Source organism: Acinetobacter sp. CAU_H_S139_7, assembly GCF_058599305.1.
Genome location: NZ_CM178651.1, coordinates 2,369,119 through 2,382,504, shown reverse-complemented (window position 1 = coordinate 2,382,504; position 13,386 = coordinate 2,369,119). Strand labels below are relative to the sequence as shown.

The following is a 13,386-nucleotide window of genomic DNA, read 5'->3' as shown; positions in this document are numbered from 1 at the left end:
ATCATGTTCGACGTCTAACCATGATCACATGTTTCACAAATTATTTTAGCTGAGCTCACGAATTGACTCTTAAGTTGAGCTGTTCTGGACTATGCCAATGCATCTTTAAATGTCCTAACTGATCTTTAAGATAGGCGACTTGTTGAACAATGAAATTCTTATGTTTGAGCCATTCATCAAGCCTCGCATCATCATAATGAATATCAACTTTCATTTTTAATAGCTGATGATATAAGCCTCGTATCTCAGGTGACATCGCTTCTAAGTCAGAGGCTTGTGCAACAGAGGATAATGGAGAAGGTAGGCCTATGGGTGCTGGGTTACTTGATGATCTAGATTTGGTTATATTTGGAGTTGTAATAGATAATGCTGAGGAAGCATGACGTTGCTTAGACCTATTTCCTTGTATTGGGCTGTTCGTTGAAGATTCATCTTGTGATGACGTTGCAGCTTGATTTGGTTGCGTAGTGCCTTTTACAACGTTACTCAGCTTTCGGTAGTTAATTGTATAAAAGTTAGTTTGAAGCCACTTGTTCTGTGCCAATTTTTTAACAATAAGGATTCCAGCATTTTTCAACTTACTGACAATGCGTTTAATAGTCGATACGCTGTAGATTCCTAAGGTATCAGCCCACTGTTCATAGCTATGATAAAAGTATTTTTGCTGCTGTATACATTTTGCATCACTGCTTTGTAGGCAGTAATGTAGTTTTTGCAAGAACATTGCAGATGGTACTCCATACCTTTTGGCAAGCGTAGGAGAGGCAATAAGTGGGTAATCACCACGTACCAGTAACTTCGTTTTTTTAGTCATGAGCATTCTCACTCACAACTTAATAATTAGAGTTTGAAAAAGTGGTATGGCGAGGGCGTTGTTGCGTTCGCTTTACCCAATCTTCAGGATACTCTTGGCTGTGTGAATCGCAATGTTGACCGCTCCAATATTCTTGATTGAATTCATTTTCAGCATATTCATCTTGATAAACAAAATTTTCAGACAGATTTTTAGAGCTTGGGTCAGCTTCTCGCTGAGGGAGAATAGGTTGAGGTACTGATTTTTCAGCTTGATCTAGTGTCTTAAAAATATCGACCAAAGCTTGGCGTTGTTGGTGATTTAGAATTTTAGCGCTTTCAACAATAAGTTGTTTAGCAAGATTTTTTGGCGTGCAAAGGTTTGCACTATTGAATTTAATATTCATAGTCGTATGCTCTCGGTCTAATTGAACATACCACCAACTCCATTTCCACATAGAGTATTTGGTGGCAGCGTAACAGGGGTGGAAATACCGTTCCAAGAGTACGGCCAGCGCGAGGCTGCCCTGTCAAGCTGCCATTACGACTGCGTAACAGTAGGCAAAAAAAATGCCGCATAAGCGACTTTAATTGCACTCTTGGATGATATCAGGTTTCCACGCCCGAACACAGATTTTGCTGTGTTGAGATAAGGTTATCCAGTAATGAAATAGGCGTCAAGGCCTGCCTCAATAAATCTTAGTAAAATGTGAAAAATAAAATTAAATGTATTAAAAATTTGTTAAACACTAAATATATTAATTATTCTATTTCTTATTTTATTTATAAAGAAGAAAAGCTCAAATTGAGCCAATGCATCAGTTCTCATTGACACCATCATTCAGCCGCGTTTGAGCTCTATTGAAATACATACTTTGTTATGTGCAAAAGAATGCACAGAACTGGCAAAATTAAGCACTTATGTGCATTATATGGACTTAACGACTTGAATTTCTTATGCGTAAATTTATAAAAATACTTGAGAGTGATGAAGAATGATGTATTCAGAAAATGATAGTCCATTATATATAGCTGCGGTTTTAGGGGCGCGCTTAAAACGCATTCGATTGAATCTGGATATGACGCAAGCAGAAGTGGCAAGTAAAGCGTGGATCAGTAGAAGGACAGTCTTAAACGCAGAAAAAGGTAATGCTAAACTTTCGGATTTAATAGCGATTTTAGGTGCATTAAATATGCTGAATAATTTTAATGTTTTAATACCTGAGGTGCCATTGTCACCAATCGAATTACTTAAACTTCAGGGTAAAGTTCGTAAAAGAGCTTCAGGTAATAATAAAAAATTTAAAACTCAAGAGACAAAGGCTGAATTGGATTGGTGATATACAGTGAAGATTACAGGTTTATTTCTGTGATACTTCTAGTTCTAAGTTATTGGATTGGCTAAATTCCTATTAGCATAATGCCTTTAATCAATTAGGTGACGATCAGCCATGATGAAACATGTTCAGAGCATAGATGGATTAGTTTTCAAATCAGTCTACGTGGTGGGTGATTTACATGGTTCTTATCAGCTATTAATGAATCATCTTAAGTTTATTGGCTTTAATTTTGATGAAGATTTATTGATCTGCACGGGTGATCTTGTAGACAAAGGTAAAGAGAATTTAGAGTGCATTTCATTACTGAAAAAGCCATGGTTCAAAACGGTGCGTGGAAATCACGAAGAGTTGTGTATTAAAGGGTTATATGATTTCAAGCTTAGACAATTACATGAAAGGAATGGCGGTGAATGGTTCTATCAATTGCCATCACATCAACGGCATGAAATTATAAAAAGTTTTGAAGTCTTACCTCTTGTGATAGAGATTCAGATCCAAGACAAAAAAATTGGGATTGTTCATGCAGATATAGATATTCATGACTGGAATGCTTTTAAGGCAGATATGGTTAAAGGTGATTATTCTATCCCAGGCGTGACATCAGCTTATAAAAATGCATTATGGGGGCGAGGCCGTATCAAAAACCTTTCAAATGATTATGATGTTGTTGAAGGCATTGATGCCATTTATTTGGGGCATACAATTGTTAAAGAAATGACAAGATTGAGTAATTGCTACTACATTGATGTTGGTTCTAGCTTTACTCAAAAATTGTGTATAGTAAAAATTAAGTAATGAGGAATCACTTTTATCTTTAAAAAGATTTTTTCTATTATCATATAAGTTATTACAAATGATATTCGATTTATAAAAAATGGTGAAATAACTCCTCATTTTTATAGGAAAATTAGCTAGCCTCTTAATAATATAGATTTATTTTTAATTATTAGGATGATGTATTGATGTTAATAAATCATTAGGATGGATATGAGCGGAAACCTTAAACCAGCACATGCTGGTTATCGTTATCAAGATATTATTACTGCATATTTTTTTGTATTAGGGATTATTGACAAGTTTGATTCAGTGACTGTCGATAAGAAACAATTAGATGATGATAGGTTTGATGACTTACAAATTATAAAAAAAGATGGATTTAAAACTAGAATTCAAATTAAACATAGTACAGATGCTAACAAGTCACTCGCTCTCTCTGAATTTACTAATAGAACGAGTACAAACTTAACCATTGATAGATTAATTTTAACTAATAAATTAGCTACTGAAAAAGCAGATGAGTATCGCCTATGTGCTACTTGGAATGCTCCATTAATTGACGATAAATATCACGACTGTTTAATAGAGATAGCAGGAAAGCCTATTTTTGATACTATTAATTCAAAAATATACCAATTAGATTATGAAAAAATATGGCCCCACAATCAGACTCCTTTATGGAAGCCACTAAAAAATCGAACAGATTTTGATAGATCAGACTTTATAGAGTTTTGTAAAAAATTTGTTATCGAGCTTGAACTACCTCGTGCATCAAGTGATTTATTTTCACCTAGTCGTGTTGAAACTGAATTATTAACGCTCTTACATGAGAAGATAGGGATTGGCCAATACCCTAATAGTGAGCGTAAAGTAGAGGATGTTGCAGCCTTAGCTATTGGACTTGCAACTTGGGCAAGAGCTAATGAATCTAAACTTGATACTCAAGAGATTATTAAGCACCTTGAAATAAGGACAGATTTTGGCAGAGTTTCACAAGCTTTTCCATTAGATAAAAAGTACTTTTATGATCGGCCTATTTTTAGAAAAAACATTTTAAATTTAGATAGCGACAAGAATTTCCATATATTGATTGGCCCTCCTGGATCAGGTAAGTCATGGGAATTAACGAATTTGTCAGAAATTTTGAAAGAAGATGCAATTGTTGCACGACATTACTGTTATTTATCCCCTAATGATGAAATATCTGAAAGAAGGGTTACTACAGATGTATTCTTTGCTAACTTATTAGCTGAATTACAAGATTCAATTAAAACACCATTTAGTTCAAAGATTGGACTTTCAGCAGATTTTTCAAATTTTGAAAATGCCTTAAACGAATTAACTTCTCGGAGTGAAAAGGTCATTTTAATTATTGATGGCTTAGATCATATTTCTAGAGTTAAGTCAGCATCATCTAATCTGAATGATAATGAAACAGATATAATAGAAAGGCTAGCATCTTTAGATATCCCAAATGGGGTAAAGCTTATATTAGGTACACAACCAGGAGAACACTTAGACCCAATTTTAAAACGAAGGGAAAATGATGTTTTAACTTACTGTATACCTGATTGGACTCTTCAAGACACAATTGAACTATGTAAGCTACATGAATTAGACACTCTATTCTCAGAGCATGGTATTGAAAATCATAATGAAATTTTTAGTCTAGTTGCCCAGAAAGCTAATAGTATACCTCTATATGCAAGGTATTTATGTAAAGGGATAATTTCTAATTTAAAACAAAATCCGACTGAAAAACCTGAAGATTGGTTAAACCAACTGCCAATTATTAATGGTGATATTAAAGTCTATTACAAATATTTATATGAAAAAATTTCAGATGAAGGTCGTTTCGTTGCAGACTTATTCGCAGTAATAGAATTTGCTATTACTAAAGATGAATTAAAGGAAATGTATCCTCGCCACCTAGCACGTCATGTATCCGCTGCCCTAAAGGTATTTGAACCTATATTTGTCCAAATTGAAGCTCAAGGTGGACTTAGGGTATTCCATGAAAGTTTCCGACGATTTATTAGAGAAGAGCTAAAAGAACAAGGAGTTAATTTAGTAGATATTCTAGATCCAGTGATTAATTGGATGAAGGATAAAGGTTTCTATGAAAATGCTAAGAGCTATCGTTTTTTATTATCTGCCTTAAAAAATGCAAATAAATCGAATGAAATTTACGACTTAGTTTCATTTGATTTTGTATCTACAAGTATTAATTATGGCCATACTGTAGATGCTATTCAAAATAATATTGCAATCACAGCCAATATTGCTTCATACGATCAAAATTGGGCCATATTAGTTAGATGTAATGAGTTACGTCGGGCTCTTCATACATACGAACAAGAGCGATTAGGAGGCAAAGATTATTGGTTAACATATGGTAGGCTTTTTGGTCATCAAGCTTTATCCGAAAGATTACTTTTTGATGGTCGACCTACATTAGATTATTTAAATGGCATGCAAGCGTGTTTGATTGTTGATGATATGGGCGGTATCGCTCCATGGAGAGAATACGTTAATCTTGAAATGTCTTATGAGGATGGAACTTATTCACCTGACTACTTTGATCATTTAACACAGTTAAAAACTTCTGAAGAAAATAACTTAGCATTAATACAAGGTTACTTAAGTCTAGGTTTAGGCTTTAAAATATTAAGAAAAGTTTTAAAATATTTAAATCAATTTAAAAGAAATCAAGATATTCCTGTTTATTTTATTAAGTGTTTAGCATGCCGATTATTAAAGAATAATTTAACTAAAACGGTAATAAAATTAGCTGAAAAATTTAGAAATTATGAGAATCAAAGATTAATTTCATATGGATTATATTGGGGCTTATCTGATTTCTATCATCAACAAAATGCACACTCCTATGCGAGAGAATATGCTGAATGTGCATTAAATCTCACAACGTCACCTATTCTGGTTTCACAATTATTAGATTATGGAATAAATTTAAATAATCTAGTTATTGATGGAAGAAAAATTTTTTCTATAAACTTAGGTTTTGATGGCCATCCCAAAAAAAATAATTTGAAATTATGGGTAGCTTCAATCAGGGTATTAGCTCATTCCGATCAACTTTATAAAGTATTAAACCGAGAACTTAGAAGAATTCGAGGTATGGGGTGGTATCGATGCTGGTTAAAATTTGCTATCAACGTATTTTGTGCAGAAAAAGCAGAAAATTATAATATTAAAGAAGTTTTTAATATTCTTTTGGAAGAAAGCCATCCATTTGCTGGAAAACCAAGAGCATGTGATCTATATGCAATTCATGGGACTATCAGCTATGCAATAGGGTTAGGATTAAAGCTAGTAAAAACAGAGGATGAATGGGCACATATTTTAGAAGTACTTAAACAAGTTAATTTAAACACCACAACAAGACTTGATAGAGAAGTTAATGGACCTGTTTCAAGTGATGTTATTTTTAATCTACTTGAACCTTATTCCAAGCTTGAGAATATCAATAGATACATATTAGAAGCTTTAAAATCTGAAATAGACCATGTGGAGAGTAATGGAACATATTACTCAACACATGCTGAACTAAAGTTAAAATACACTCAAATCCTTCTAGAGAATAATAAGACCGAGGCTAATAAAGAGTGGAAAGATGTGGGTATATATTTAACTAGCTATGGTTATAGAAAAGATATAACCCTATTTGAGATAATTGATACTGTTTCTGTAATCTCTCATAAATCTAAAAATGAGTGTTTATTAGCCTTAGAAAAATTACAGCCATTAATTTCCTCTGTATTAAGACATACAGATGGTAGAAGTACTAAGCATACACCGAATCGTTGGTTCAAAGAGCTATTGGATATTGATCCTGAAGCTGCTTTAAATGTGTTAGCAAGAACAATTATTGAGGAAAACTTTCATGAAAGTTGGCCAACGATAGAGGCTCTTAAATTAGTTGCTAATAAGCTACTAGATCAAGCAAATCCGTTAATACTTGATAGTTTATGGCAAACAATACCTTTTGAAATTGAATATGAAAATGATGGTCTTATAGCAGTAAAAGAACGTCTAGAATGCATACTGAAATTAAATACTCTCTATCCTCAATTTATAGAAAATAGACTCCATTTATTGGCTGCCCAAGTTTCTAATGATGTTTACAAATATAATGAAGATGCCATTAGAGAGTTAGAGTTAGTTTCAAGTAATTTTGGTTATCCAATTAAATGTAAGATAAAACCCACAAAAATTTCTAGCTCAACTAGTTATTCACGAAGGGATTCACTTTCTAAGGTTAATTCTGATTATATTTCTCCTGAAATTGTTCCACATCCACCAGAGGATGCCACTCTTGGGGATATAATTAAATGTATTAGGCTTATTGAAAAATCAAAGAACAAAAATTATCAAAAACTTAATGTCTATCTTTCATATAAATTGCAAGAGCTAAGCATAGAGGGGAATAAAAATGATGCTGAAAGAATTCTCTTCTTCTACGGCCGTGAGGTTTCTTCATGGTCGGAAGATCACCCTTTAGCTAGCCTAGCCCAAAGCCTTGAATATGCTGGACTCTCAGACTTAGCAGCTATTGCCTATACTCTAGCTTATATGAAATCTAGAGGAAATGGAGGATGGAGCAGTATTGGCGGTTCTAAGCAGAAAAATTTATTACTAACTGCTAAAAGTCTTAATGAGGATTTAACAACAAAGGTATTTTCAGAAGAATTAGGAAGAAGATTAAAATATACAGATTACGGTGCAGGTATCACTGAAAGTTTGATCGAAAGATTGAGAGATTGGGGGTATTACACTGAAGCAATTGATTGTTGGCATGAGGCTTTTAGCGTCATAGAACATCGTCTAACTTTAACTAAAATCTCTCATTATTTTGCTGAATATAGATCTTCTGATCCAATTGAACATGATATAGATGAGAGCTTAATTTTAATAATTTTATTGAGATTATCTGAACCCAGAAAATCTAGAAAACTTGCAACGTTAACAGGTTTTACTAGCATTTTAAAATATTTACCTAATCTTTTATCTAAACCATTAACATGGTTTGCTTGTAATAGCACGCCTACCTCATCATTACTGCTAATTTTAGAAATTATATTCTTCCTTGAAGATAAACCTTTTACTTTAAGTAAAGGGATTAAGGATATATTAGAAATATATACAAATTCTTCTATATGGGGTGCCCAAGTCATAAGCCGTTCTTTATTAGATAGAGCAGGACTAAGTTATGAAGCTTATAACAATATAAATGTTTATTCTGCAAGCAGCTCTCAGACCTATTTACCTAATCCATATATTATGGAATTAGACCCAACTAAGAGCTTAGAAACTTTAAGCTTATATGTTCCTAGTTTGCCTTCAGAAATAGAGTCTTTTCTAGATGCAGAATTGAAGAAAAATTTCAATATGAAATTAATGAGTGAAACTTTTGAACTCATTTATGGTAGATCAAGAGATGTTACTCCTCCTGTAGATGGACTTACTTGGAGAGAAGAACTATTTATTGCAGAGTTGAACAATTGTGGGCAAGCCCTTCAACAATATTTAAAAGCAGAAGGCCTATGGTCATTAGAAACAGAAGAAGAGTTTGTTTTACATACGTTACCTAACATAGAGTCACATTTAGGAATTTATCAAAGTCGGGTAACAAGACCAGCGTTACCTCTTCCAAATGAACTAACAAATGGAATAAGCCCTATTACTATTGTTAAGAATGATCCAAAGTATGAAAATTGGGTACAGTTAGCTTGTATGGAAACTCAATATATTAATGAAGAACATAGTTTTTCAAGACCTAATAAGTTGATTAAGAATATATCTGGGCTTTCATTAATACCTCAATTATTTAGTCTTCCTCATAATTTTATGCCAGTAAAAGACGGTATTGAAAATTTATGGTGGACAAAAAATGGTGGAATAATGATCCATTTTGGAGGGGGATTGACTTCTCTAGTTGGAGTATCCATTTCCACTGATATGTTAGGCAGAAACTTTATATTTACTCCACCTGTTGAACTGTTATTAATTACTCCTGATTATATGCCTGCAGATTTTAATGAGAAACTTTGCTTAAAAGATTCTCAAGGACAAGAGTTTCTTAGATTGAGATCATGGGAAGTACGTGAAGAGAAAATAAGCTCTGAGACATACACACTAAAAGGTATGGACCTAATAGTACATCCTGAAATATTTGCTAAACTTAACATAATGTACAACTCAAGTTTGGTTAATTTTCAGTTTATACAGAGCATTGATATTTAGGAATATTAAAATTTTACATCTAATATTGTGATAAAGGGCTATTTAGTTGTCCATCTTAGTAATAATAGGATTAGGCGCCATTCGTATCTCGACGGAATGAGCCCAAAAGCATTTGAGGTAGCTGCAAAATGAGGTTGTCTAGGATACTAGGAGTAGTCTAGGGATTATCGATGATTTCCTAAAGATTTTTTCACTATTTTTCTATTACAGAGCATGTCTTAAGAGCTGAACTATCGTGTGATTTTGTAAAAAAAACGTAAAACTCAACGGTTAGAAAATGAAGCAAAGTAAATTTGTTATGGTCTCCTAAATTTAATTTTAATTAAAGGATCTGAACATGACAGTAGGTTTTACTAAGGTATTGAATATTTATGTAGATATTGCAATGAGATATCTTACAGATGCAGCATTTAAAATATTGATTTGTATAGTAAGACGTACAGAAGGATGGCATAAGCTTGAAGCTTGTATTTCTTTAACGCAATTACAAGCAGATACAGGTAAGAGTCGCACGACGGTACTTCGTGGACTTAGTGAGCTTGATGGGTGTAGATTGATTAGAGTAGGTAAGATAACTAAAAATGGAAAGGCTTATTGTTTAAATACGTTTAAAACCGAAGATGAGTTAATTAAAGTACTTGAAAATTACAGATCTGCGAATACAAGTATTAAGGAAAAACAGGATAGTCTAAAATTTGTACCAGTCCAAAAAGCAGACAAAGCTAGTAAAATAAATAGACTAGCACCAGTAAAAAAATTGGACATAAATAAAGATATTACAGATATTAAAGATTATAAAAATATAAAAACTTCAAATTTCTTAGAAGTATTAGTACTACCGTCAAATGTTGATCAAAATTTATGGAATGATTTTGTTTCAATGAGAAATGAAATTGGTCAACCACTTATTCTAACAAGTGCTAAGTATACATTACTGAAACTGGAAAGTTTTGGTGATCAAGCGAATGAGTCTTTGATTAGAGCAATTGAAGGGGGATATCCAAATGTCATAAGCATAAGAAAAAATCCATATGTTAGTAATGTTAAACAGTCTCAGAATTGGATTTTTTAATAATGCAAAATACTCACTTAATTCTTGCTAAAAAAATTCTTAATACTATGTCGGCTCTTAACGTTAAAGAGTTTAATCAAATGTATGCAAATAGATCCAAAGATGAGCTTATTCAATTCATGATAGAGACAATAGATGGTCTTCTCGAAGAGGAAATCCAATATGGAATTTCACGGTTGTGTAAGGAACAAAAACTGGTAAATTTTGGAGGCTTTCGAAAGCTTTGTGAAAGTGCAGGGGTTTGGCAGTCTCCGATTGAAGCTTGGGAGGATGTATTAAACTATGAGAAAAATATTATTCATAAGATTCAGCTAGTTACTTATGAAGTAATGGAGAGAGTTAAAACTATTCATAATCAAGAATATTTATATATTGCAAGAAGTACTTTTATGGATTTATATGCAAAAGCTGTGGAAAAACAGAGAAGTTCATATTTGTATCCAAAATATTGGGAGAGGCCTGTTAATTCAAAAAAAAGGATATCAATAGATACTAGTCACAATAGAGTAAGTATGCCTGACAAAGTAAGAGAAGACTTAGCAGCAATTTTGAAAAAATCGTGTAGGTGATAAGAATCCATCAATTTAATAATTTGCTAAAGGATGAATGAATAGCCACCAATTTTGTAGACACCTTTTAGTTGGATAAAATGGCTAATTAACGAGGTGCTTATGAGCATACAAAAATGACACTACAAAGAGCTGAAGAATTACTTTGCATCCTAAAAGACTCGGGAGTACCCAATGGCTCTGTAATTAAGCTTCATAACTCTCAGGAGTACAGTCCCATAAAAAGAGCAATAGATGCTCGAGCATGTAAAATCGAAGATAATGAAGCTTTTCTTGATAGAGCACGTTTATTAACAGAGGATTAATAGTGGGAAAAAAATCACGTCATCTGACTGATAATGATATTGAGAGCATCATAGAGCTATGTGATGGATGGGATGGTAGTTTGACTTGGGAAGCTCTCTGTGTAGCTTGTGTTGGAGCTATAGGTTTTAAGCCTACTAGACAAACCTTGCATAAGTTTAGTCGAGTTGCTGGAGCTTAGAAACTAGCTAAAGAGCGAGATAAGAATGATGTCAAGGATTTAAAGATTCCAGCAACTCTTTCAGTTGCAGCTCAGCGTATCGCACGCTTGACCCGTGAGGTTGAGCGGTTGGATAGAGAAAATGCTGCCCTATTAGAACAGTTTGTTGTTTGGCAGTACAACGCTTATAAACATGGGATATCTCGTGAAAAGCTAAATAAAGGCCTATTACAAATTGATCGATGACAGACAGATTAATTTCTTTTTTGACACAGAAACTTATATATGCAATATGCGACAATATATGTCGCATGTTTAAAATTCGATGGTTTAAATAACTTATTGTTTCCTTGAACTAATTATTAGCTTTAATACGGTCACCTATACAAATGAATATCGTCCAAATCGAAGAAAATGTTAAACATCTTATCCATAAAATTGCTCAAGATGAGCTAAATAAGCAAGACTTTATCTATGAATTGCTTTTAGCTTATGGACATCGTAGCCAAACTATTGGACGAGTGCGTAATGGTGAGCGTAATTTAGCTGAAGATAAGGAAAACACGGTTTTTTGGAAGCGCCAAATATACTTCAAAATTGCGAAACAGCATGATTTACACGGTCTAATTGACCAAATGAAATGTGAGAAGCGAACTGAAAGCAATAAGATTCGCTTCTTGATCGTGACTGACTTTAAAACTCTTTTAGCTGTAGATACTAAAATACAAGATACATTGGATGTTCCTTTTAATGATTTAGCTAAAAAATTTGATTTCTTCTTGCCATGGGCGGGGATGGAGAAAGCTGTATATCAAGGCGAAAACCCTGCGGATGTTAAGGCTGCTGAAAAATTAGCAAAACTATTTGACGAAATTAAAGCTGATAATTTCGATGAAGATGATTTAAACAATAAAGAAAACTTACATCACCTTAATATTTTCTTATCTCGACTGTTATTTTGTTATTTTGCTGAAGATACTGAAATTTTCAAGGACAAACAGTTTACTTCGGCAATATCAAAGAGTAATGAAGATGGATTAGATTTATCAGCTTTAATTGGTCGATTGTTTAAAGTTTTAAACCGATCATCTGAAGATCGTGAAGCAGATTTACCTGATTACCTAGCAGATTTTCCTTATGTAAATGGTGGTTTGTTTAAAGATGATATTCAAGTTCCAAAATTCACACGCAAATCACGTAGGATTTTAATTGAGTGTGGTGCAGAGCTGGATTGGTCTGATATTAACCCTGATATTTTTGGTTCTATGTTCCAAGCGGTTGTTCATACTGAACAGCGTAGCACGATGGGACAGCATTACACTTCTGTTCCCAATATTATGAAGGTGATTGAACCATTATTCTTAAATGATTTGTATGAAGAATTAGAGAAAAATCAAGATAGTGTTAATAAGCTACTAAAATTACAGCAACGGTTAGGACAACTTAAAATTTTTGACCCTGCCTGCGGTTCAGGTAACTTCCTGATCATTGCATATAAAGAGCTTCGTAAATTTGAAATGGAGCTTCTGAAACGTATTCAAGAGTTAGAATTAGAAAAAACAGGTCAATTTTCAAAACCATTTTCAGTGATTCAGGTATCGCAGTTCTATGGTATAGAAGTTGATGATTTTGCTCATGAAATAGCAATTTTGTCATTATGGTTGGCTGAACATCAGATGAATTCATCCTTTAAGGTTGAATTTGGTGAAGTAGTACCTAGTTTGCCATTGAAGCAATCTGGCAATATTATTTGTGCTAACTCTAATAGAATTGATTGGAATAGTATCTGCCCAAATAGTATCAATTCAGAAATTTATCTTCTAGGAAATCCCCCTTATTTAGGTCAACGGAATCATACTGATCTTCAACGAGAGGATATGGAAATAGTTTTTAGAAATCAGAATGACTATAAAAATTTAGATTACATCGCTTGTTGGTTTTATAAAGCCTCTCAATACATACATAGCACACAAAAAATTGCATTTGTTACTACAAATTCTATTTGTCAAGGCAGTCAAGTATCTATGCTTTGGCCAAAATTATTTCAACTAGGAGTGGCTTTGTTGCACAAACCTATCTGTAAAGGGTTTTTCAGCGATATAATTTTCA

General features: G+C 33.3%; 7 protein-coding genes and 1 pseudogene. 6 read left to right on the top strand and 2 right to left on the bottom strand.

Annotation, left to right across the window (positions count from 1 at the left end; genetic code table 11):
* Positions 1-55 precede the first annotated feature (55 nt).
* Both AC4MC0_RS11685 and AC4MC0_RS11680 read right to left on the bottom strand, forming a co-directional pair.
* Entirely contained in the window at positions 56-814 is a 759-nt protein-coding gene (locus AC4MC0_RS11685; protein WP_491887080.1) for a hypothetical protein, read from the bottom strand.
* Between the two features lie 19 nt (positions 815-833).
* Complete coding sequence (locus tag AC4MC0_RS11680) at positions 834-1,199, bottom strand: hypothetical protein (protein ID WP_149931825.1); 366 nt, start codon at positions 1,197-1,199, stop codon at positions 834-836.
* A 588-nt stretch (positions 1,200-1,787) separates the two neighbouring features.
* On the opposite strand from AC4MC0_RS11680, the gene AC4MC0_RS11675 reads away from it, so the two are divergent.
* The 6 genes and pseudogenes from AC4MC0_RS11675 to AC4MC0_RS11650 form a co-directional block, all read left to right on the top strand.
* A complete protein-coding gene (locus tag AC4MC0_RS11675) occupies positions 1,788-2,132 on the top strand; it encodes a helix-turn-helix transcriptional regulator (RefSeq protein WP_149931824.1) in 345 nt (114 codons plus the stop codon).
* A gap of 111 nt (positions 2,133-2,243) precedes the next feature.
* Positions 2,244-2,927, top strand: a complete 684-nt coding sequence (locus tag AC4MC0_RS11670) for a metallophosphoesterase (protein ID WP_149931823.1) — start codon at positions 2,244-2,246, stop codon at positions 2,925-2,927.
* A 192-nt stretch (positions 2,928-3,119) separates the two neighbouring features.
* Complete coding sequence (locus AC4MC0_RS11665; protein ID WP_491887079.1) at positions 3,120-9,173, top strand: ATP-binding protein; 6,054 nt, start codon at positions 3,120-3,122, stop codon at positions 9,171-9,173.
* A gap of 337 nt (positions 9,174-9,510) precedes the next feature.
* Positions 9,511-10,245, top strand: coding sequence for a phage replication initiator YdaU family protein (locus AC4MC0_RS11660; RefSeq protein WP_149931863.1), 735 nt, complete (start codon positions 9,511-9,513; stop codon positions 10,243-10,245).
* A 2-nt stretch (positions 10,246-10,247) separates the two neighbouring features.
* Positions 10,248-10,814: a hypothetical protein gene (locus tag AC4MC0_RS11655; protein WP_149931862.1), complete on the top strand. Its 567-nt coding sequence runs from the start codon at positions 10,248-10,250 to the stop codon at positions 10,812-10,814.
* Positions 10,815-11,666: 852 nt separating this feature from the next.
* Positions 11,667-13,325: pseudogene (locus AC4MC0_RS11650) on the top strand (DNA methyltransferase); the annotation flags it as partial.
* Positions 13,326-13,386: the final 61 nt, after the last annotated feature.